The following is a 20,173-nucleotide window of genomic DNA, read 5'->3' as shown; positions in this document are numbered from 1 at the left end:
TCTGTCGGCGGACATCGCCGGACCCATCGACCGGCACTTGCATCCGGACCGGCAGGTGGCTGACGTTACGTAGGCCGCGAGAGACCTTTCCTGTTTCCTGAAGGTCCCTCGCGTTCGCTCGGGATGACGAAATCTTGGGTTAGCGAGCGTCGGCTAGTTGATCAGACCGTAGAACTTGCCCGCGTTCGTGCAGGTGATCATCTTGGTCACCTCGGCCGGCACCTCGGCGAACTGCTCCTTGATGTACTGGTCGGAGTTGGGCCACACGCCGTCGCCATGCGGGTAGTCGGAGCCCCACATCAGGCTCTCGGCGCCCATGTCGTCGATCAGCTTGGCGCCGATGCGGTCGAACTGGAAGGTGGCCTTGCACTGTCGGCGCCAGTAGTCCGACGGCTTCATCTTGAGGCCGAGATCGGTGAAGCGGTCCTCCCACTCGAAGTCCATGCGGTCGAGCGCGTAGGGAATCCAGCCGCAGCCCGATTCGCCGAAGGCGATGCGCACATGCGGATAGCGTTCCAGCACGTTGGCGGCGATGACGGCCGCGAGGATGTTCACGAGGTTCATCTGGAAGCCGGACACGACGGTGAAGAACACCGAGCGACCGACGCGGCCGGGATGCTTGGCGATCATGTCGGGCGGCACATTTGGGAAGGTGTGGAAATGCAGCGGCAGCTGCACGTCGTTCACCGCCTTCCAGAGCGGCTCCCACATCGGATGCCACATCGGCTCCATGTCCCACGAGCAGGAGAGTTCGAGGCCACGCAATCCCATCTTCGCCACGCGGTGGATCTCCTTCACCGCGGCGTCGATGTCGCCGTAGGGCAGGCAGGCGAGACCGATATGCCGGTCGGGATAGTGGCTGCAGAATTCCTTCAGCCAGTCGTTGTAGATGCGCAGCATCTCGTTGGCGGCCTCGCGGTCGTTCAGCCTCCCCGCCGCGCCCAGGATGCCGTAGATCACCTCGGCATCGACGTGGTCGCGGTCGAGGTCCTTGATGCGCAGATGCGGATCGGAGACGCGGCGGATGTCCCTGGCGCCGTCTTCATAGAGGCCGGTTTCCGCCATCACGTCGACGCGGTGATGCTTGCCCTTGACGTACTTGCTGCCGGCCGGGCCGACGCCGTTCTTGAATCCGAACGACGCGCCGTTGCTGGCGGTCCATTTGGGTCCATCGTCGCTGTCGACCACGTAAGGCATGCGGTCCCTCAGCTCGCGCGGCGCCATCGAGGTGAAGAGGTCGGGTGGCATCCACGGCAGGTCGAGATGGCAATCGGCCGAAATGCGGTTGTACTTCATCGGGCGCTCCTCTATTGGCCCAATTCTGCGCGTCGGCCGGCAGGACGGGCAAGGGGCCCGTTTCGATAGGAGGGAGGCCATCCATGCAAGGAAGCTGTCTCTGCGGTGCGGTCGTCTATGAGGCCAACACGGCCGGCCTGCTGATCGGCCACTGTTCTTGCCGGACCTGCCGCAAGGCGCATGCGGCGCCCTTTGCGACCACCGCGCGCGTTCCCCGAGCCGAATTCAGATGGCTGACCGGAGCGGAAAGGCTCCGCACCTTCGAGTCTTCGCCCGGCAGAAACCGCCACTTCTGCTCGGTGTGTGGTACGCACCTGATCGCCGAGCGGCCAGCCGACCCGCATGTGGTCCTGCGGGTCGCCACCCTCGACGAGGACCCCGGCACGAGACCGATCGTCCATATCTGGCGCAGCCACGAGGTACCGTGGCTCGCCTGGGAGGGCGACATCAAGCGCTTCGACGAGTGGCCGCCGGCGAAGTAGTCGGTCTGGACAGAGGCTTGAGGCGGCCCGTGATGCGTCGCATCATTTGACGGTCAAGGAGTGTTCAATGGCAACGGAGGCCATCAGCCGTCTCGAAGGAGACTTCGACTATATCGTCGTCGGCGCGGGATCGGCCGGCTGCGTGCTCGCCAACCGGCTGTCGGCGAATCCGGGGTCGCGGGTCCTGGTATTGGAGGCGGGCGGACGCGACAACTGGATCTGGTTCCATATCCCGGCCGGCTACCTGTTCGCGATCGGCAATCCGCGCGCCGACTGGATGTTCCAGACCGAGAAGGAGCCGGGCCTCAACGGCCGCAGCCTCAACTATCCGCGCGGCAAGGTGATTGGCGGCTGCTCGGCCATCAACGGCATGATCTCGATGCGCGGCCAGGCCCAGGACTACGATCACTGGCGTCAGTTCGGGCTCACCGGCTGGGGCTGGGACGATGTCCTGCCGGTATTCAAGCGGCTGGATTGTCATTTCCTGGGCGACACCGAGCATCACGGATCCGGCGGCGAATGGCGGGTGGAGCGGCTTCGCGTGAAGTGGGAAATCCTGGATGCGGTCGCCAGGGCGGCGACGGAAATGGGCATTCCCGCCACTGCCAATTTCAACACCGGAAGCAACAACGGCGTCGGCTACTTCCACGTCAACCAGAAGCGCGGCATCCGAGTGTCGGCAGCCCGCGCCTTCCTCAAGCCGGTCCTGAAGCGGCCCAACCTTCGACTGGAGACCGATGTCCTGGTCGAAAAGGTGCTGTTCGAGGGCAAGCGCGCCTCCGGCGTGCGGTTTCGCCGGGATGGCCGGACAATCGAAGCGCGCGCCCGCGGCGAGATCATCCTGTCCGCCGGCGCCGTGGGCTCGCCGCAGATCCTGCAGCTCTCCGGTGTCGGTCCGGCCGACTGGCTCGGCGAGCTCGGCATCGCCGTCGTGCACGACAAGCCGGGCGTGGGCCGCAACCTGCAGGACCATTTGCAGCAGCGGGCGATCTACCGGGTGCAGGGCGCCAAGACGCTCAATGTGACCTACCACTCGCTGGTCGGACGCGCCCTGATCGGCGCCGAATACGCCCTGTTCCAGTCGGGGCCGCTCGCCATGGCGCCCTCGCAGCTCGGCATCTTCACGACGTCGTCGTCCGAGCACGAGCGGCCGAACATCGAGTTCCATGTCCAGCCGCTCTCGCTCGACAAGTTCGGCGAGCCGCTGCATCGCTTCCCGGCCATCACCGTCAGTGCCTGCAACCTGCGCCCGACCTCGCGCGGCACGATCCGTCTTCGGTCCACCGATCCTGCAGACAAGCCGATGATCGCGCCCAACTATCTCGCGACCTTCGAGGATCGGCGCGTGGCGGCCGATGCGATCCGCGTCACGCGCCGGCTCATGCGGCAGCCCGCGCTGCAGCCCTACAAGCCGGAGGAATACCTGCCCGGACCGAGCGTCGGCGACGACGACGCGTCGCTCGCGAAGGCCGCGGGCGACATCGGCACCACGATCTTCCATCCCGTGGGGACAGCGAAGATGGGCCTGCCCTCGGATTCCACCGCCGTCGTCGATGAGAGGTTGCGCGTCATCGGACTGAAGGGCCTACGCGTCGCCGATGCTTCGGTGATGCCGACGATCACCTCGGGCAACACCAACACGCCCACGATCATGATCGCCGACAAGGCGGCGGCGATGATCGTCGAAGATGCACGGAGCGGGCAGGCGAAAGCCGCCTGAGAGACGTCGGTCGCGCCTCATGCCCGCGCCCTGAAGTTGAATTCGGCGCCGGCGCGGATGCCGGTCGGCCAGCGTGCGGTCACGGTCTTGAGCTTCGTGTAGAAGCGCACGCCTTCCATGCCGTAGATGCCGTGATCGCCGAAGATCGAGGCTTTCCAGCCGCCGAAGCTGTGATAGGCGACGGGCACGGGAATGGGAACGTTGATGCCGACCATGCCGATCTTGACGTTGTTGGCGAAGGCGCGGGCGGCATCGCCGTCGCGGGTGAAGATCGCCGTGCCGTTGCCGTAGGCATGGTCGTTCACCAGCTTGATCGCGTCATCGAAACTTTGCGAGCGGACGACCGAGAGCACCGGGCCGAAGATCTCGTCCTTGTAGATCGCCATGCCGGGCTTCACCTGATCGAACAGGCAGCCGCCCATGAAGTTGCCGTTCTCGTAGCCCTGCAGCCTGAGGCCGCGGCCGTCGACCACCAGCTTGGCGCCTTCGTTCACGCCCTGGTCGACATAGCCCATCACCTTGTCGCGATGCTGGCGCGTTATCAGCGGCCCCATCTCCGACTGGGGATCGAGGCCGGGCCCCACCTTCAGGCCCTGGACTCGCGGCGCGAGCTTTTGCACCAGTTTGTCGCCGACGTCGCCGACCGCGACCGCGACCGAGATCGCCATGCAGCGTTCGCCGGCCGCGCCATAGCCGGCGCCGATCAGTGCATCGGTCGCCTGCTCGAGATCGGCGTCGGGCATCACCACCATGTGGTTCTTGGCGCCGCACAGCGCCTGCACACGCTTATTCATCGCCGTGCCGGTGTGATAGACATACTGGCCGATCGCCGTCGAGCCGACGAACGAGATCGCCGGCACGTCGGGGTGCTTGAGCAGCGCGTCGACCGCGACCTTGTCGCCGTTCACCACCTGGAAGATGCCGGCCGGCGCGCCCGCCTCGGCGAAGAGTTGGGCCAGCAGCATCGGCGCGCTGGGATCCTTCTCGGACGGCTTCAGCACGAAGGCGTTGCCGCAGGCCACCGCCATCGCGCCCATCCAGCACGGGATCATGATGGGAAAGTTGAAGGGTGTGATGCCGGCGACGACGCCGAGCGGCTGGCGGATCGACCAAGTATCCATGTCGGTTGCCACCTGCTCTGTGAAGTCGCCCTTCATGTGGTGGGCGATGCCGCACGCGAACTCCACCACCTCGAGACCGCGACCGACCTCGCCCTTGGCATCGTCGAAGGTCTTGCCGTGCTCGAGCGAGAGAAGACGTGCGAGATCATCGGTGCGCTTCTCGATCAGTCCCTTGAGATTGAACATGACGCGCTGGCGCCGAAGCGGCGGCGTCGCGGCCCACGCCGTCTGCGCCTTCCCGGCAACCGCGACAGCGGCATCGACCTCGGCTTCCGAGGCGAACGCCACCTTGGCGGTCACCTCGCCCGTCGCCGGATTGGTGACATCGCCGGTGCGGTCGCTCTTGCCGGCGACTGCTTTGTTGTCGATGTAGTGACCGATATTCGCGACCATGGGAATCCTCCACTGAATGGCCGCGTTCTAACACCGCCTCGGTGCGACCCGCCACAGCCGGCCGGTAGTCCGGGCATGAATTGACCTCGGCCTCTCTCCGGCGGCGACGGACGACGTTCAGCCGGCGGTCGCTCGCTGGAATGCCGGCCGCGCCGACAGGCGGGCGACGTAGTCGTCGAAAACGCGCTCGCCCTTGAGGTCCGGTGCGCCGAACATCGTGGCGAAGCGCAGTTCCGAACCGATATAGAGGTCGGCGGCGGTGAAGCGCTCGCCAAGCAGGTAGGGACCGCCTGAAAGGGCGGCCTTCAGCGTGGCGACGACGTCGGCATAGCTGCCCCAGCCGACCGCGCTTTTGCGCTCGACCTCGGGGCGATTCATCATCTTGTCGAGCAGCGCCGGCTCGAAGCAGCCCGCGCCGAAGAACAGCCAGCGATAGTAGGCGCCGCGCGATGCATCGCCGGGCGCCGGCGCCAGACCGGCATCGGGAAAGGCGTCGGCGAGGTAGGCGATGATCGCCGCGGTTTCCGTCACGACCGTGCCGCGGTGGACGATGGTCGGCAGCTTGCCCATCGGGTTGAGCGCCAGGAAGGCAGGGGACTTTTGCTCGTTCGCGGCCAAGTCCACCGGCACGATCCGATAGGGCGCACCGGCCTCCTCGAGCATCCAGTGTACCATCTGCGATCGTGAGCGCGGATTGTGATAGAAGACGATCTCGTTTGTCATGGGCAGATCCCCTGTACCGAATGAGTCGCCACAATAGTGCCATGCCGGCCGACATGGATATCGCTCCAATCCGTCCGGGCCGGCCGCGATCGGCCGAGACGGAGAGAGCGGTCCTGGAAGGGGCTTATGCGCTGATGGCGGCGAACGGGCTCGCGGCCGTCACGGTCGATGCCATCGCGCGCCGCAGCGGTGTCTCCAAGGTGACGATCTACAAATGGTGGCCGTCGCGTGAGGCCCTGCTGATCGATGCCTTCCTCAGGAAAGCCGCGGCCCTCCTGCCCTTGTCGGAAGACGGCGACACCGTGGCGTCGCTGCGCGCGCACGCGGCCGCCTATGTCCGGGCGCTGAACGGCGAGTTCGGCAAGGTCCAACTCGCCGTCATCGCCGAATGCGTCGCCAAGACCGGTTCCGGCCGGCTGTTCTCCGAGCGCTATCTCGATGTGCGCAGGAGCATGGCCGTCAGGATCATCCGCAACGGCCAGCGCGCGGGCCAGATCGATCGCAGCCGTTCCGCCGAGGAACTGTATGATCAGATCTATGGCACGTTGTTCTATCAATCGACCTTTGCGCTGCGGCCTCTCTCGGCAGCCTATGCAAGGCGCCTGGTCAGCGCGGTCCTGACCTAAGCGGAAACCTCGCCGCGGCTCTGGCTGACGCCGTACAGCCATCGCCAGGCCTTGCGCACCGAGCGCGGGTAACCCTGCTCGCCATGGAGGATCTGCTCGGCGACGAGGCCGTTCAGTTCATGCAAGGCATGGAAGGGCACCGACGGATAGGCATGGTGCTCGACGTGATAGGGCATGTTCCAGGCGAACCATTTGACGATGCCGCTGGCATAGGTCGTGCGCGTGTTCTCGAACGCGTCACGCGACCGCCCGCAGCCGGTATGCTCGGCATAGAGATAGGGCCGCAGCAGGAATTGGCCGAAGAACAGCGGAGCGATCCATGTCAACAGCAGGACCGGCGTCTGGAGCTCGATCGAGCCGACCAGTACCAGGGCATAGGCCAGGAGATAGCTCCGTGCCTCGCGAACGATTGCTCCACGCCTGTCAGCCGGCACCCATGGCGCCGTGACCCTGCCGGTGATCGCGTGTTGCAGCATCAGCCGGAGGCGGCCATAGACCTGCAGGGCGCCGGAGAAGGCCAGCACCAGCCCCGCCTCCGATCTCGGCAGCGGCATGACCAGGAGCTCCGGATCCCTGGCCGGATCCTGCGTGTGCCGGTGATGCTCCCAATGGAACACGCTGTAATATTCGTAGGGAAAGCCGATCGCCGCGCCGCAGAGATGCCCGAAGGCGATATTGAGCCGGCGCGTGCGGAAAGCGGTTTTATGCACCGCCTCGTGCAGGGGCATGAACAGGAAGGCGACGAGAAAGCCCTGGCACAGGATGAGCGGGAGGGCCCAGCCCAGGCCATGATCGCTGTTCACGAGCTGGATGAGGGTACCCGTCACCACGATCGCACCCAGATGGGTCGCCATGCGAAGGAGGCCCGGCCCGTTACGCAGCGCCGACAGCTGGCGAAGCCTGGCATGGGACACCGGCGTTGGCGAAGTGGCCCGGCTGGAAACCGGCGCCGATGCGGTCGTCGACATGATGTCCGCTCTCGAACGGCGAAGGGGCAGCTAATTACTGTACCTGTAGTACAGTAATTAGGCGATGTCGACCGGATTCCGGCATCGCCCGGCGCAGTCAGTGCGGCGTGCCGTCCTTCCGGGTGTGGACGTACCTGCCGTGGGCGCCGGCCCTGGCATGGTTGTCGATGTCGGGATAGCTTATCTCGTCGAGGGACGTGCGGTCGCCGATCACCAACAGAAGCGCATCCCTGGCCGTCTCGTTGACGAAGCGATGGGCATTGCCGCCGCCGGCGGGGAAACCCGCGCAGGTGCCCGGCCCCAATGTCTGCCTGCCTTCGTCGGTCTCGAGAACGACCTCGCCCGCGACCACCCAGATGAACTCGTCTTGCCGGGAATGAGCGTGCCGCGCCGAGGATTGCGCACCGGGCTCGATGCGCGTGAGATTCACGCCGAAATTCGTGAGACCGGCATGGTCGCCGAGCCGCCGGTTCCAACGATGGCTGTTGGCCTCGCGGAAGATCGCCGGATAGGACGTGGCATTGCTCTCGGGGAGATCGGCGGGATCGAAGGCGGCAGGCGGGGCTTGCTCATGCCACGATTGTCTCATCCATCCTGCGCACAGTCCCGACAAGCCATTCATGTGCCGGCGAGCCCGGTTCACGCGACGGATATGCCCGTTACCGCTTGCTTGCCAGCAGCTTCCTGAGCGAGGGCTTCAGCCGCGCGAGTTCGTCCAGATGGGCGGCCGACAAATCGGCGAGATGTTCCTCCGCAGCCCGCGTCAGGTCCAGGATCACGCGGCGGTGGTCCTGCGGGTCCGTCTTGCGGACCACCAGACCGGCCGCCGACAGCCGGTCCACCAACTCGACCGCGCTGTGATGGCGAATGCGGAGCCGCTCGGCGAGGGCGCCGATGGTCATGGTGGTGCCGCGCGGCCGCCCTTTGACCGCCAGCAGGGCCTGGTGCTGGGCGGGGGCGAGGCCGACGCCGCGGGCTGCAGTCTGACTGAACTCCAAAAAGCGCCTGATCAGATGGCGGAATTCCGCCAGCGCCTCGTAGTCGGCCTGGGAGGGGCGCCGCTTACGCAAGGCAGGGTTCTTCGTACGCACGATGGCGATGGTTCCTTTGGCTTGCCTGTATATATCGCAGTCCGATAGAAGAACGCGCAACGATCAAGCCTTTTGTCCGATTCCCGAGACCCCTCATATCCATGACCTCTCCGATTGCCGACGCGAACGGCACACCTGTCTTGCCTCCCCGCAGCCACCACCGTCTTGGCGACTTCACGACCGACCCGCGGGTCCTCCTGATCTCGGGCATCGCCGTCGTGGTGGCGACGGCCGGTGTTGTCGCGGGCTTCGTCCTGCTCAAACTGATCCGCCTTGCCACCAATATCGCCTATTTCGGGCAACTGAGCTTTGCCAATCTCCGGTTGGAGCACTCCCCGCTCGGTCCGTGGGCAGTGCTGGTTCCGGTCGCGGGCTCGCTCATCATCGGCCTGATGGCGCGCTACGGCAGCGAGAAGATTCGCGGCCACGGCATCCCGGAGGCCATCGAGGCGATCCTTCTCGGCCGCTCGCGGCTCGACGCCAAGGTCGCGGTGCTGAAGCCGCTGTCCTCGGCGGTCGCCATCGGTACCGGGGGTCCGTTCGGCGCCGAGGGCCCGATCATCATGACCGGCGGTGCCATCGGCTCGCTGATCGCGCAGGCGCTGCCGGTCAGCGACAACGAGCGCAAGACACTCCTGGTGGCAGGCGCCACCGCCGGCATGACCACCGTATTCGGCACGCCGATCGCGGCCATCATGCTGGCTGTCGAGCTGCTCCTGTTCGAGTGGTCGCCCCGCAGCTTCCTGCCCGTCGCCGTGGCCGCCGTGGTTGCCGCGGTGGAGCGCGGCGTCCTCGGTCTCACCAGCCCACTCTTTCCGTTCGCGGGCAGCGTCGACGTCACGCTCGTCGGCGTCCTGTGCTGGGCGGCGATGGGGCTCTTGGGCGGGTTGCTGTCGGGCCTGCTCACGCGACTGGTCTATGCCTGCGAGGACGGGTTTCTCAAGCTGCCGATCCACTGGATGTGGTGGCCGATGCTGGGCGGCCTTGTCGTCGGCATCGGCGGGCTGATCGATCCCAACGCGCTCGGCGTCGGCTACGACAACATCGCCGGTATGCTGCAGGGCGACGTTCATTCCAGGGCGGCCCTGCTGTTGCTTGTCGTCAAGGCGATCATCTGGGCGGTGGCACTGGGCTCGGGAACGTCCGGCGGCGTCCTTGCGCCGTTGCTGATCATGGGCGGAGCCATGGGCACGGTCGTCGGCGCCTTCCTGCCGGGCGGAGGCGCAGGCTTTTGGGCGCTGCTCGCCATGGCCGCCACGATGGGCGGCACGATGCGCTCGCCGCTCACTGCCACGTTCTTCGCCGTCGAGCTCACCGGCAATACCCATGTGCTTCTGCCGCTCATCACCGCCTGCGCCGTGGCGCACGCGGCGACGGTGCTGTTGATGCGACGTTCGATCCTCACCGAGAAGATTGCCCGCCGCGGCCACCATCTGATCCGAGAATACCGTGTCGATCCGTTTGCGCTGACCAAGGTGCAGGAGGTGATGACGACGGAGGTCGAGACGGTGCCCTCGGACACGACGCTGTACGAGGCGACCCGCTTCCTCACCAGCCCCTCGACCCATCATCCGAGCTTTCCGGTGGTCGATCCGGCTGGCCGGGTGCTGGGGGTCATCGATCCCCCCTCGATCCTGCGCTGGCGTCGCGTCGGCAAGCACCGCCAGACGACGCTGCAGGAGCTGCTCGCCGGCACCAAGATCACGGTCGCCCATCCCGACGAATACCTGGAATCGCTGGCCGACCGCCTCACCACGGTGAACGTCGCGCACCTGCCGGTCATCTCGCGCGAGACCGGCCGGCTGGTGGGCTATATCGGCTGGAAGGACATCATGCGCGTGCGCACCAAGCTGCGGGCCGAGGACCGCCACCGCATGTCGTTCTTCAAGCTGCGGTCGTCGGCGTAGGCTCGTCCAGAGCCGCGAAGGAGCGCAGCACCTCGCCCGGCCGGCTCTTGGGATCAGCGCACAAGCCCTTGTCGTCGGCAACGCGCGCGCCGTTCACCCACACGCCGTGCAGGCCGACCGCGCTCGCCGTCAGCCGCGCCGCGCCCGCGGGCAGGTCGTGCACGCGGCGCTTCGGGCCGCGCGCGACCGTCTTCGGATCGAACAGCATGAGGTCGGCGGCATAGCCCTCGCGCAGCAAACCGCGACCCCGGATGCCGAACAGCTTCGCCGGCTGACCACTGAGCCGACGCACGGCCTGTGGCAACTCGAGCACGCCGAGATCGCGAGTCCAATGACCCAGCAGATGCAGGCCGAACCCTGCATCGCAGAAGAAGGTGAGATGGGCGCCGGCGTCGCTCAGCGAGATGTGGGTGTCGGGATCGGCCAGGATCCTGCCGACCGCCACGTCGTCGTTGTGCAGGAGTTGGGCCACGAACATCGTGTCGAGATTCTCCTCGAGGGCGAAATCGAGGATGCAGTCGAGCGGTTCCTTGCCCGTCTTTCGGGCGAGCTCGGCGAGCGTCGTCCCTTCGAGGGCGCGGTTGTCGGGTTTCGCCGTCTCGACGACGAAGAGCTTGTCCCATTCGCCGTTGAAGACCAGCCGACCACGCCGCTCCTCGAGCTCCTTCCTGACGGCGGACCGCCACGCCTTGTCGCTATAGACCTTCTTCAGCGCCTCGCCGTGTGCCGCCATCGCCGGTTTCCACGATTCCATGCTCTCGAACAGGTACGGACTCCTGAAGGTGAAATCCATGCTGAGCGGACAACACGAGGTCTGCGCCACTAGCTGGTGGCCGCGGCGGCGCGCCTCGTTCACCTGCCCAAGCCAGGTGAAGGACGCAGTCGGGTTGACGTTGGAATGGAACAAGGCGGCGATGACGACCGGCCGCTTTGCCTCCGCCGCGATCTCCTCGAGGTAGGGGATCGAGGTCTTGCTGCCCTTGGTGAGCATATAGACACCCGCACCGCTCTCGGCCATCGCGCGCACGAGCGTGCGCAGCTCCCTGTCGTCGGCCAGCCGCGAGGGCATGGGTGTGCCGCCCTCGCCGTTGTGCGCTTCCGCCGTGCTCGAGGCGAAGCCGACGGCGCCTGCCTTCATCGCCCCGCGCACCAGCGCCGCCATCCGCGCGATCTCCTCGTTGGTGGCGACACGCGCGGTGGCATCCTCGCCCATCACGAAAGTTCGGATGGCGGAGTGGCCGGCGAAGCAGGCGACGTTCGGGCCGACGCCCTGCTGCTGCAGCATGTCGAGATACTGCGGGAAGCTCTCGAAGCCCCAGCGAATGCCGGCCCGCAAGGCCTCGAGCGACATGCCTTCGACATGCGTCAGATGCCGCATGGTGAGGTCGCGATCGTCCGGTTTGCAGGGCGCGATGGTGAAGCCGCAGTTTCCCAGCACCGCCGTCGTCACTCCCAGGGCAGGCGAGGGATCGACGAACGGGTCCCAGGTGATCTGGGCGTCGTAGTGGGTGTGGCCGTCGATGATGCCGGGCGCGAGTGCGAGACCATCAGCCTTCACCGTCTCCTTCGCTGCGCCGAGCCTGGCGCCGATGGCCGCAATCTTGCCGTTCCCGACAGCGAGATCGCCACGCACCGGTGCGGCACCCGACCCGTCGAAGATCTGCGCGTCCTGGATGACCAGATCGAACATGCCGTTCCTCCGTTTGCGCCCTTATACTACGTCGCCATGCGGCCGTTTCTGCTGATTGCCCTTCTTTTGCTGTGCGGCCGCGCGGCCGTGGCGCAGTCCGTGCATTTCCCTGGATTCACGGTCGGCAGCTCCAGCGCCGGACCGGAGATCAGCGGATGGCTCTATCGGCCGGCGGGCACCGGGCCGTTTCCCGCGATCGTGCTGGCGCACACCTGCGCGGGCGTCAACGAGCATACCGATGTCTGGGGCAAACGCCTCGCCGGCTGGGGCTATGTCACCTTGGCACCCGACAGCTTCACACCGCGAGGCCAGAAATCGGTGTGCGGCCGCGGCAACGTCGTGAGCGGCGGCATGCGTGTGGCCGATATTGCCGGCGCACTCGACTTCCTCAATGCCCAGCCCTTCGTGCAGCGCGACCGGCTCGGCCTGATCGGCCACAGCCACGGCGGCTGGACGACGATGCGGGCCGTGCAAAGGAGCTATGGGCTTGCGGCGCGCGGCCTCAAGGCAGCGGTCGCCTACTATCCTTCCTGTTCGCCCGCCTTCGACGACGACGTGGCCGTGCCGTTGCTGATCCTGATCGGCGAGAAGGACGACTGGACTCGGGCACGCGACTGCCACCGCCTCGAAGCTGCCGGCTTCACGCGGCCCAAGCTGGTCGAGGCGGTCTATTATCCCGACGCGTTCCACAGCTTCGACTATCTGGCGCGCGATCGCACGATCGTCGTGGCCGACGGCAAGCACCACCATCTGGCCTATGACTCTGCCGCTGCGGCTGACGCCGAGGCGCGGACCAGGGCTTTTTTCGGCAAGCTCCTGAAGCAGTAGCGGAGGAAACCATGCGCGTGGGATTCATCGGTCTCGGCCTGATGGGCTCGGGCATGACGGCCAATCTCCAGCAGGCGGGCCATGTGCTGGTCGTGCACGATGCGCGCCGGTCCGCAGCGGACAAGCTCGTGGCAGCCGGTGCCGAATGGGCGGACAGCCCACGCGCCGTGGCGGGCTCGAGCGAGATCGTCTTCACCTCGCTGCCCGGACCGCCGGAGTTCGAGGCCGTGGCGTGCGGAGAAAATGGTTTGCTCGACGGCATGGCGCGCGGGCAGGCCCTGTTCGATCTCTCGACGAATTCACCGACGCTCGTTCGCCGGCTGCACAAGGCATTTGCGGACAGGGGCGCGCATCTGCTCGACAGTCCGGTAAGCGGCGGACCGGCGGGGGCGGCCTCGGGCAAGATGGCGCTGTGGGTGAGCGGCGACGAGGCGACCTACCAGCGCTACCGTCCGGTGCTCGATGCAATGGGCGACCAGATCTTCTTCATGGGCGCGGTCGGCGCCGCGAGCGTCGCCAAGCTGGTCCACAATCTCTCGGGCTACATCGTCAACACGGCGCTCGCGGAGACCTTCACCATGGGCGTGAAGGCCGGCGTCGATCCGCTGCTGCTATGGAAGGCGGTGCGCCAGGGCGCCAACGGGCGACGTCGCACCTTTGATACGCTGGCCGAGCACTTCCTGCCCGGCAACTACGATCCCGCGCGGTTCGCGCTTCGCCTGGCGCACAAGGACGTCTCGCTCGCCACCCAGCTCGGTCGCGAGGTCGGCGTACCGATGCGGCTTTCCAACCTCACCCTGGAGGAGATGACCGAGGCCCTGGGCCGCGGCTGGCAAAGCCGCGATTCGCGCTCGGCCATGTTGCTTCAGCAGGAGCGTGCCGGGGTGAAGATCGCGGTCGATCCGGCCGACATCCGCGCCGTCCTGCGCGCCGACAGCAACGACTGAGAGCATCCATGGCAGCGCGCCGTTGGAACGGTGCGCTTGCTTTAGAATGCCGTCATGTCGCCTTCAGGAACTGCACCAACAGGCGGTTCACCTCCTCCGGCTGCTCCTGCTGCACCCAGTGGCCGGCTCCTTCGACGAAATGGATCTCCTTCATGTTCGTGCAGGCGCTTCTCTGCATTCTGTCGAGCGCACCCGGCGACTGATAATTGCCCCAGTCGCTCTTGCCCGAGATGAAGGTCGCAGGAACATCGATGGTGCGGCCGGTGAAGGCTTCGTATTCGCGACCGATCAGGCCCGACGTGCGCACGCGATACCAGTTCAGGCCGCCCTGGAAGCCGGTGCGTGCGTATTCGTCGCTGTAGACCTTGAGCTCGCGGTCTGGAAGCCAGGTGTTCGCGGCGACCTCCGCAGCCGACGGCATCTCCTTCGCCACCGTCTCGGCCATGCCTTCGGCTAGGTCCATGATGTAATAGGTCGGCATCCTGGCGAGCTCTTCGGCGGTCCAGCCCTTGAGCTCGAACGGCTTGTTCGCCTTCCAGTCGGCGCTCTTGTAGTGATAATAGGCGCGCAGGAAATCGTGAACGCCCTGTCTCGCGTGCCACTGGTTCTCGTTCGCTCCGCGCGTCGACTGGTACCACTGGTAATGCTTGCGCGGCCGCGGCAAGGCCGCGAGGGCGGCGTGGATGTCGGGCGCTTTGGATGCGGGTGATTGGCCGGCCGTATCGAACGGAACGGCGGGTACGCCTCCGAAGGGAGCACTCATCAGCACCATGCGCTTGAAGATGTCCGGCCGCACGAGGGCCAGAAACGAGGCGATGGCGGCGCCGAAATCGTGACCGACAACCGCCTCGGCCGTGCGATGCCCGAGCGCGAACAGCACGCCGATCATGTCGCGCAGGAGCATGAGAAAGCGGAAGCTCGACAGCTCGGCGTCGTAGTCGGCGCTCCAGCCGGTGGTGCGGCCGTAGCCCCGCTGGTCGGGTGCGATGGCGTGGTAGCCCGCCGCCGCCAGCGCCGGCAGCACCCTGCGCCAGCTATAGGCGAGCTCGGGAAAGCCGTGCAGCAACAGCACCGCCGGTCGGCCGGACGTTTCGTGGCCGGCCTCGAGGATATGGATGTCGAGGCCATTGATGTCGGGCAGCAAGCGGCTGCGGATGCCGTCGGGCAGAACGGAGTCGGGCATGGGGTCCATGCCCGACTCCTTCCATCAAAAGACCGGCTGGGCAAGGTAGTCCGGCCGAGCTTCTTCCGGCAGCGATCAGGGCATGTGACGGACCGGATAGCGATGACGGTCGATCGGGCTGCCGTCGCTGTCGTAACGGAGGCCGTAGGCATCGACGGCGAGCGGCGCGGGAAGGTAGAGCACGGGACGGGACGGCGCCCGCCGAGCGATCTCGTTGTCGAGGCACTCCCGGTAGTCGATCGTTTCCGGTGCGATGCCATGGAAGCGGCACTGCTTGTCCGCGTCGCCCACCAGGTCTGCCTGGCGTTCGGCCAGGACCGGACGGCCCTGGTCGAAAGCCAAGGCGGCGCGGCCCACGCAGACATCGAACTCCTGCGTGTTGCGGGGCACGCCGTGATTGCTGCAGGTATATTCCGCATTCGCCAGCGCATCGCCGGATTGCGCCATGGCTTGCGCCAAAGGCAGGGCCGTCAGCGCCATCGCGCCGAGCGCGAGGATCACGATGCTCTTGCCGGACATGGACTCCTCCTTGCGAAAGTCGACCGTGTCATGGTCCGGACAGAACGTGCCGCGCCGGAGCCGGTTGCTCGCTCAGGTCCGTTCGAACGCCATGCGATCCGATTTTTCATTCAACTTGCCGGTTGAATATCACCCTGTCGCCATCTATATTCAACCAAATGGTTGAATATATGGACTCTTCCCTCGATCGCACCTTCGGTGCTTTGGCCGATCCCACGCGGCGAACGATGCTGCGCCGGCTGGCGGGCGGCGAGCGCACCGTGGGCGAGCTCGCCCAGCCCTTCGACATGTCGTTCGCGGCGGCCGCCAAGCACGTCAAGGTGCTGGAGGAGGCGGGGTTGCTGAGCCGCACCATCGAAGGCCGTTCGCATCGCTGTCGCCTCGAGACCGGTCCGCTCGCCGAGGCGGATCGATGGCTGGCCTACTACCAGCGCTTCTGGTTGCTCCGCCTCGATGACCTCGAAAGCGCGCTTGCCCGTCATGCCGCCAGGAAGAGGAACCGCAAGTGAACGACGAATTTGCCGCCGTCCTGTCCTCCAGCGAGATCCGCTTCGAACGTCTGCTGCCCGGTCCCATCGAGACCGTCTGGGCCTTTCTCACGGATTCCAGGAAGCGCGGCGAATGGTTGGCCTCGGGGCCGATGGATCTTCGCGTGGGCGGCAAGGTCGAGCTCCGTTTCAAGCATTCCGATCTGTCGGCCAACAAGGCGCCCCCTCCCGAGCGCTACAAGGAGATGGACAAGACAGGCCATCATGCGACGTCGAAGATCACCGAGATCGACCCGCCACGGCATCTCGCCTTCACCTGGGGCGACGGCTCGGAAGTGGTCTTCGATCTCGCCGCGCAGGGCGACAAAGTGCTGCTGACGCTCACCCACCGGCGCATCGCGAGGCGCGCCGATATGGTCGGCACCGCGGGCGGCTGGCATTGCCATCTCGCCATCCTGGTGGACAAGGCTTGGGGTCGCGTGCCGCCCGCTTTCTGGGATGTGTTCCGGAAATACGACGGGGAATACGAGAACCGTATTCCCCGCTGATGTGCTCTTCTATTGCCCGAGCTGGGCGACGTTCTCACCGCTTCTGTCGTCGCCCAGGATGAGAAGGTAGCTGTGCGCGTCCATCTCACGGCCGACGCAGGCACGATATCCCGAGGTCCCGGCGTCGTAGCCCTGGTCGAGACAGGAATCGCGGGCGTTGCCGGCCGCGTTCGCGAGTTGCTGGGCAAGCGCGGGCTCGTCCCATTCGTAAGCCCGCGTCACGTGTGAAAGGCAAAGCTCCCAGATCGTGGAGTTGGGCTTTACGCGATGCGCGCGGCAGGCTTCCTGGGCGCGGCTCTCCGGCGAACTGGAAGCATCAGGTTGCGCTGCGGACGCGGTAGCGACAACGGCGAGACTGCCGACCGCAACGGCCGCCAGGAAGCGGAAGCGGGTCATGGCGCCCTCCGACTGAGAAGCTATGAACGCTGGATCAACGCCGGCCGAAGTCCTTCGGTTGCAGTCGCGATATTGCCGCCGCAAGCCTTTCGCCGATCAGAAGGCCATGGTGTTCTGCCTCGAATGACGGGCAGCTTGCTGGATCTGTCTTGAGGAACCTGGGCCTGAGGTGGTGCCGGTTGCGGGACCGTTTGGTCCGGCATCGGGTGCAGATCGCGCTCAGCCTGCGGGTAACAGTTGCCGCCATCCTCGCGCTGGTGGCGGCCCAGACGGCCGATTTGCCCTTGCCCCTGTGGGCGGTACTGACCGCTGTGATCGTGACGCAAATGAGCGTGGGCCGGTCGCTGAAAGCAACCGGCGACTATCTGGTGGGGACGGTCGGCGGCGCGGTCTATGGCGGCGCGGTGGCCCTCCTCATCCCCCATACGACGGAGGTGGCGCTCCTGCTCGTTCTGCTGGTCGCGGTGGCGCCCTTGGCCCTGGTGGCGGCCATGAGACCGAACATGAGCGTGCTGCCGATTACCGCGATCATCGTGTTGCTGGTGCCGACCTTCTCCCCGACGGGCCCGCTCGGTTCGGCCATCAATCGCCTGTTGGAAGTGGGCCTCGGCGCGATCACGGGGTTGCTGGTTTCGTTCATCGTCCTGCCCTCCAGCGCGCACCGGCAGATGCGTCAGGCGGCGGCGCGCACGCTCGACCGCATGGCGGGGGCGATGGTCGACCTCGTGACGGGCTTGAGCCGAGGTCTGACCAACGACGACTTGCATCGCCTCCAGGACGGAATTGGCCAGGCGCTCGTCGAGATCGACGCGGTCGGTACCGAGGCCGAGCGTGAACGGACTGCGCGCCTGTCCTCGCAGCCCGACACCGGTCCGCTGCGCCGCACCCTCGTGCGCCTGCGCCACGATCTGGTGATCGTGGGTCGCGTCGCCGGCACGCGGCTGCCGACGCCGATGCAGGACAGGCTGACGCCGCGGGTATCGGCCGTCGCGTCTGCTGCCGCCATGTTCATGCGGTCGTGCGGCGCGGCCCTGCTGAGGGAAGCCGGGCCGCCGTCGCTCGAGCCTTTCGAATCGGCCTTGCACGCCTACGAGACCGAAGTGGCCGCCGTTCGCCAGGAGGGCCTGACGCGCGTCCTGTCGGATGACGCGGCGGAGCGGTTCTTCGCCGTGGGCTTCGCGCTGGAACAGGTCCGCCGCAACCTGATCGACCTGCGGCGTGTTGTGGCGGAATGGGGACCGGAACCCGCTGACCGACAGGAAGGTCAGTAGCTCTTTGGCAGGCCCAGTACGCGCTCGGCGACATAGCAGAGGATGAGTTGCTCGCTCACCGGGGCGATGCGTGCGATCATGACCTCGCGCAGAAAGCGCTCGACATGGAACTCCTTGGCGTAGCCGTAGCCGCCATGGGTCAGGATGGCGCGTTCGCAGGCATCATAAGCCGCGCGCGCGCCGAGATACTTGGCCGAATTGGCCTCCGCGCCGCATTCCTCGCCGTGGTCGTAGAGCCACGCGGCCTTGAAGGCCATCAGGTTCGCAGCTTCAAGCGCCATCCAGCTTTCGGCCAGCGGATGCTGAATCGCCTGGTTCTTGCCTATGGGGCGGCCGAACACGATACGCTCCTTGGCGTATTGCGCGGCCCGCGCGAGCGCTGCCTTGCCGATGCCGATCGCCTCGGCCGCGATCAGTACGCGCTCGGGGTTGAGCCCGTGCAGCAGGTAGTGGAAGCCCTTGCCTTCCTCGCCGATGCGGTCCTCGAGCGGCACCTTGAGCCCGTCGATGAAGACCTGGTTGGTGTCGATCGCCTTGCGTCCCATCTTCTCGATCTCCCGCACCTCGATCCTCGAGCGGTCGAAGTCGGTGTAGAAGAGCGAGAGGCCGTCGGTCGCGCGCCGGCACTTCTCCTTGGGCGTCGTGCGGGCGATCAGCAGCATCTTGTCGGCGACCTGCGCCGTCGTGGTCCAGGTCTTCTTGCCGTGCACGACGTAGCCGTTGCCGTCGCGCTCGGCGCGCGTGTCGAGCGCCGTGGTGTTGAGGCCGGCATCGGGCTCGGTGACGGCGAAGCAGCCCTTGACCTTGCCTGCGACGATGTCGGGCAGGATGCGCTTCTTCTGTTCCTCCGTGCCGAACACCACGATCGGATTGGGGCCGAAGATATTGAGATGGATCGCCGAGGCGCCCTGAAGGGCGGCGCCCGATTCGGCGACCGTCTGCATCAGGAGGGCCGCCTCGGTGATGCCGAGCCCCGATCCGCCGTATTCCTCGGGCATCGCGATGCCGAGCCAGCCGGCATCGGCCATGGCCTTGTAGAAGTCGTTGGGGAAGCCGCCTTCCTTGTCCCTTTTCAGCCAGTACTTGTCGTCGAACTGGGCGCAGAGCTTCGCAACGCTCTCCCTGATCGCGAGCTGGTCCTCGGTGAAGGCGAAATCCATGTGCTACGTCCTTGCGGTCATCTGTTGGCGGTCAGCCAGTTCATCATGATGCGGTTGAACTGCTCGGGCCGCTCGACATTGGGCAGGTGGCGCGCATTGGCGATGCCTTCGTAGCGGCCGCCGGGAATCCTCGAGGCGATCAGCTTGTTGCGGTCGGGCGGCGTGCCGGGATCCTCGTCGCCGCAGATCACGAGCGTCGGTGTCCTGATCGTGGGCAAACGAGCTTCGTAGTCGAAGGTCTGGATCGCCGCCGCGCAGCCCAGGAAGCCCGCCGGCGTCGTGTTGCTGATGGTGTCGCGGATCTCGCGCCAACGGGTCGGATTGACGCCCCTGAACTCCGTCGTGAACCAGCGCTCCATGGTGCCGTCGGCGAGCACGGCGAGCGTGCCTGATTTGCGCACCGCGGCCTTGCGCTCGTCCCAGGCGCCAGCCGAGCCGGGCGGCGTGCCGGGCTGCGTGTCGCAGAGCGTGAGCGAGAGCAGATGGTCCGGATAGGCGAGCGCACAGCCCTGGCCGATCATGCCGCCAATGCTCAGCCCGATGAAATGGACCTTCCGAATGGCAAGCACATCGAGCGCGCCCTTCACATCGGCGGCCAGCCCGTCCATCGTGTAGTCGCCTTCGACCGGCGCACTGCCGCCATGGCCGCGCATGTCGAGCCGCAGCACACGGTAGCCCGCGCCGAGCAACGGCACCAGCTGCTCGACCCACATACCGCCATCGGCGTTCAGGGAATGCGTGAAGCAGACCACGGGTGCATTCTGTGGTCCGGCGAGATCGAAATAGATGCGCCGGTTGTCGAAGGAAAGAAGCATT

The 20,173-nt window shown here is 66.2% G+C and carries 21 protein-coding genes; 9 read left to right on the top strand and 12 right to left on the bottom strand.

Annotation, left to right across the window (positions count from 1 at the left end):
• Nucleotides 1-153: 153 nt before the first annotated feature.
• Nucleotides 154-1,296, bottom strand: coding sequence for an amidohydrolase family protein (locus VH499_RS18970; RefSeq protein WP_332054315.1), 1,143 nt, complete (start codon nt 1,294-1,296; stop codon nt 154-156).
• An 83-nt stretch (nt 1,297-1,379) separates the two neighbouring features.
• On the opposite strand from VH499_RS18970, the gene VH499_RS18965 reads away from it, so the two are divergent.
• The gene (locus VH499_RS18965; protein ID WP_332054314.1) at nt 1,380-1,778 is read left to right on the top strand and encodes a GFA family protein; all 399 of its coding nucleotides are present in this window, start codon (nt 1,380-1,382) and stop codon (nt 1,776-1,778) included.
• 67 nt (nt 1,779-1,845) lie between these two features.
• Nucleotides 1,846-3,498: a GMC family oxidoreductase gene (locus VH499_RS18960; protein WP_332054313.1), complete on the top strand. Its 1,653-nt coding sequence runs from the start codon at nt 1,846-1,848 to the stop codon at nt 3,496-3,498.
• A gap of 17 nt (nt 3,499-3,515) precedes the next feature.
• On the opposite strand, the gene VH499_RS18955 is transcribed toward VH499_RS18960, so the two are convergent.
• Nucleotides 3,516-5,012 (bottom strand): CoA-acylating methylmalonate-semialdehyde dehydrogenase, encoded by a 1,497-nt coding sequence (locus VH499_RS18955; RefSeq protein WP_332054312.1) that lies wholly within the window; start codon nt 5,010-5,012, stop codon nt 3,516-3,518.
• 117 nt (nt 5,013-5,129) lie between these two features.
• Nucleotides 5,130-5,735 carry a glutathione S-transferase family protein gene (locus tag VH499_RS18950; RefSeq protein ID WP_332054311.1) on the bottom strand — a complete coding sequence of 202 codons (606 nt, stop codon included), beginning with the start codon at nt 5,733-5,735 and terminating at the stop codon, nt 5,130-5,132.
• A gap of 20 nt (nt 5,736-5,755) precedes the next feature.
• Between VH499_RS18950 and VH499_RS18945 the strand changes: the two genes are divergently transcribed.
• Nucleotides 5,756-6,361 carry a TetR/AcrR family transcriptional regulator gene (locus tag VH499_RS18945; protein WP_332054310.1) on the top strand — a complete coding sequence of 202 codons (606 nt, stop codon included), beginning with the start codon at nt 5,756-5,758 and terminating at the stop codon, nt 6,359-6,361.
• On the opposite strand, the gene VH499_RS18940 is transcribed toward VH499_RS18945, so the two are convergent.
• The 3 genes from VH499_RS18940 to VH499_RS18930 all read right to left on the bottom strand — a co-directional run bounded on the left by VH499_RS18940 (nt 6,358) and on the right by VH499_RS18930 (nt 8,420).
• Entirely contained in the window at nt 6,358-7,329 is a 972-nt protein-coding gene (locus tag VH499_RS18940; protein WP_332054309.1) for a fatty acid desaturase, read from the bottom strand. The genes VH499_RS18945 and VH499_RS18940 overlap by 4 nt on opposite strands.
• Nucleotides 7,330-7,426: 97 nt before the next feature.
• On the bottom strand, nt 7,427-7,918 hold the full coding sequence (locus VH499_RS18935; RefSeq protein WP_332054308.1) for a cupin domain-containing protein: 492 nt from the start codon (nt 7,916-7,918) through the stop codon (nt 7,427-7,429).
• A gap of 70 nt (nt 7,919-7,988) precedes the next feature.
• A complete protein-coding gene (locus tag VH499_RS18930) occupies nt 7,989-8,420 on the bottom strand; it encodes a helix-turn-helix domain-containing protein (protein WP_332054307.1) in 432 nt (143 codons plus the stop codon).
• Nucleotides 8,421-8,521: 101 nt separating this feature from the next.
• On the opposite strand from VH499_RS18930, the gene VH499_RS18925 reads away from it, so the two are divergent.
• On the top strand, nt 8,522-10,327 hold the full coding sequence (locus VH499_RS18925) for a chloride channel protein (RefSeq protein WP_332054306.1): 1,806 nt from the start codon (nt 8,522-8,524) through the stop codon (nt 10,325-10,327).
• On the opposite strand, the gene VH499_RS18920 is transcribed toward VH499_RS18925, so the two are convergent.
• Nucleotides 10,305-12,017, bottom strand: coding sequence for an N-acyl-D-amino-acid deacylase family protein (locus VH499_RS18920; RefSeq protein ID WP_332054305.1), 1,713 nt, complete (start codon nt 12,015-12,017; stop codon nt 10,305-10,307). The two genes, VH499_RS18925 and VH499_RS18920, sit on opposite strands and share 23 nt — an antisense overlap.
• Before the next feature lie 36 nt (nt 12,018-12,053).
• On the opposite strand from VH499_RS18920, the gene VH499_RS18915 reads away from it, so the two are divergent.
• Together VH499_RS18915 and VH499_RS18910 are read left to right on the top strand one after the other, a co-directional pair.
• Complete coding sequence (locus VH499_RS18915; RefSeq protein ID WP_332054304.1) at nt 12,054-12,845, top strand: dienelactone hydrolase family protein; 792 nt, start codon at nt 12,054-12,056, stop codon at nt 12,843-12,845.
• Between the two features lie 11 nt (nt 12,846-12,856).
• A complete protein-coding gene (locus VH499_RS18910; RefSeq protein ID WP_332054303.1) occupies nt 12,857-13,792 on the top strand; it encodes an NAD(P)-dependent oxidoreductase in 936 nt (311 codons plus the stop codon).
• A 52-nt stretch (nt 13,793-13,844) separates the two neighbouring features.
• On the opposite strand, the gene VH499_RS18905 is transcribed toward VH499_RS18910, so the two are convergent.
• Both VH499_RS18905 and VH499_RS18900 read right to left on the bottom strand, forming a co-directional pair.
• Nucleotides 13,845-14,984, bottom strand: a complete 1,140-nt coding sequence (locus VH499_RS18905; RefSeq protein WP_332054302.1) for an alpha/beta fold hydrolase — start codon at nt 14,982-14,984, stop codon at nt 13,845-13,847.
• Nucleotides 14,985-15,050: 66 nt separating this feature from the next.
• Nucleotides 15,051-15,494, bottom strand: a complete 444-nt coding sequence (locus VH499_RS18900; RefSeq protein WP_332054301.1) for a hypothetical protein — start codon at nt 15,492-15,494, stop codon at nt 15,051-15,053.
• Nucleotides 15,495-15,652: 158 nt separating this feature from the next.
• Here VH499_RS18900 and VH499_RS18895 point away from each other — a divergent pair, with 158 nt between their 5' ends.
• Nucleotides 15,653-16,003, top strand: a complete 351-nt coding sequence (locus VH499_RS18895) for a metalloregulator ArsR/SmtB family transcription factor (RefSeq protein WP_332054300.1) — start codon at nt 15,653-15,655, stop codon at nt 16,001-16,003.
• Nucleotides 16,000-16,530 (top strand): SRPBCC family protein, encoded by a 531-nt coding sequence (locus tag VH499_RS18890; RefSeq protein ID WP_332054299.1) that lies wholly within the window; start codon nt 16,000-16,002, stop codon nt 16,528-16,530. Before VH499_RS18895 ends, VH499_RS18890 begins: the two co-directional genes overlap by 4 nt.
• 9 nt (nt 16,531-16,539) lie before the next feature.
• Here the strand turns inward: VH499_RS18890 and VH499_RS18885 are convergent, their stop codons facing one another.
• The gene (locus VH499_RS18885; protein ID WP_332054298.1) at nt 16,540-16,926 is read right to left on the bottom strand and encodes a hypothetical protein; all 387 of its coding nucleotides are present in this window, start codon (nt 16,924-16,926) and stop codon (nt 16,540-16,542) included.
• Nucleotides 16,927-17,105: 179 nt separating this feature from the next.
• Between VH499_RS18885 and VH499_RS18880 the strand changes: the two genes are divergently transcribed.
• Complete coding sequence (locus VH499_RS18880; protein WP_332054297.1) at nt 17,106-18,197, top strand: FUSC family protein; 1,092 nt, start codon at nt 17,106-17,108, stop codon at nt 18,195-18,197.
• Here VH499_RS18880 and VH499_RS18875 read toward each other — a convergent pair.
• Together VH499_RS18875 and VH499_RS18870 are read right to left on the bottom strand one after the other, a co-directional pair.
• Entirely contained in the window at nt 18,191-19,357 is a 1,167-nt protein-coding gene (locus VH499_RS18875) for an acyl-CoA dehydrogenase family protein (protein ID WP_332054296.1), read from the bottom strand. The two genes, VH499_RS18880 and VH499_RS18875, sit on opposite strands and share 7 nt — an antisense overlap.
• A 17-nt stretch (nt 19,358-19,374) precedes the next feature.
• Nucleotides 19,375-20,172 (bottom strand): alpha/beta fold hydrolase, encoded by a 798-nt coding sequence (locus tag VH499_RS18870; protein WP_332054295.1) that lies wholly within the window; start codon nt 20,170-20,172, stop codon nt 19,375-19,377.
• Nucleotide 20,173: the final 1 nt, after the last annotated feature.

It is taken from the genome of Reyranella sp., assembly GCF_036558665.1.
Classification (GTDB): Bacteria; Pseudomonadota; Alphaproteobacteria; order Reyranellales; family Reyranellaceae; genus Reyranella.
This window is presented reverse-complemented; position numbering and strand designations above follow the sequence as displayed.

Bases quoted from the DNA above. Each gene is read 5' to 3' on its own strand.
- VH499_RS18940 (WP_332054309.1), bottom strand. From the start codon at position 7,329: ATGTCGACGACCGCATCGGCGCCGGTTTCCAGCCGGGCCACTTCGCCA.
- VH499_RS18970 (WP_332054315.1), bottom strand. From the start codon at position 1,296: ATGAAGTACAACCGCATTTCGGCCGATTGCCATCTCGACCTGCCGTGG.
- VH499_RS18905 (WP_332054302.1), bottom strand. From the start codon at position 14,984: ATGGACCCCATGCCCGACTCCGTTCTGCCCGACGGCATCCGCAGCCGC.
- VH499_RS18910 (WP_332054303.1), top strand. From the start codon at position 12,857: ATGCGCGTGGGATTCATCGGTCTCGGCCTGATGGGCTCGGGCATGACG.
- VH499_RS18915 (WP_332054304.1), top strand. From the start codon at position 12,054: ATGCGGCCGTTTCTGCTGATTGCCCTTCTTTTGCTGTGCGGCCGCGCG.
- VH499_RS18935 (WP_332054308.1), bottom strand. From the start codon at position 7,918: ATGAGACAATCGTGGCATGAGCAAGCCCCGCCTGCCGCCTTCGATCCC.
- VH499_RS18920 (WP_332054305.1), bottom strand. From the start codon at position 12,017: ATGTTCGATCTGGTCATCCAGGACGCGCAGATCTTCGACGGGTCGGGT.
- VH499_RS18965 (WP_332054314.1), top strand. From the start codon at position 1,380: ATGCAAGGAAGCTGTCTCTGCGGTGCGGTCGTCTATGAGGCCAACACG.
- VH499_RS18895 (WP_332054300.1), top strand. From the start codon at position 15,653: ATGGTTGAATATATGGACTCTTCCCTCGATCGCACCTTCGGTGCTTTG.
- VH499_RS18885 (WP_332054298.1), bottom strand. From the start codon at position 16,926: ATGACCCGCTTCCGCTTCCTGGCGGCCGTTGCGGTCGGCAGTCTCGCC.
- VH499_RS18870 (WP_332054295.1), bottom strand. From the start codon at position 20,172: ATGCTTCTTTCCTTCGACAACCGGCGCATCTATTTCGATCTCGCCGGA.
- VH499_RS18945 (WP_332054310.1), top strand. From the start codon at position 5,756: ATGAGTCGCCACAATAGTGCCATGCCGGCCGACATGGATATCGCTCCA.
- VH499_RS18900 (WP_332054301.1), bottom strand. From the start codon at position 15,494: ATGTCCGGCAAGAGCATCGTGATCCTCGCGCTCGGCGCGATGGCGCTG.
- VH499_RS18950 (WP_332054311.1), bottom strand. From the start codon at position 5,735: ATGACAAACGAGATCGTCTTCTATCACAATCCGCGCTCACGATCGCAG.
- VH499_RS18960 (WP_332054313.1), top strand. From the start codon at position 1,846: ATGGCAACGGAGGCCATCAGCCGTCTCGAAGGAGACTTCGACTATATC.
- VH499_RS18875 (WP_332054296.1), bottom strand. From the start codon at position 19,357: ATGGATTTCGCCTTCACCGAGGACCAGCTCGCGATCAGGGAGAGCGTT.
- VH499_RS18925 (WP_332054306.1), top strand. From the start codon at position 8,522: ATGACCTCTCCGATTGCCGACGCGAACGGCACACCTGTCTTGCCTCCC.
- VH499_RS18955 (WP_332054312.1), bottom strand. From the start codon at position 5,012: ATGGTCGCGAATATCGGTCACTACATCGACAACAAAGCAGTCGCCGGC.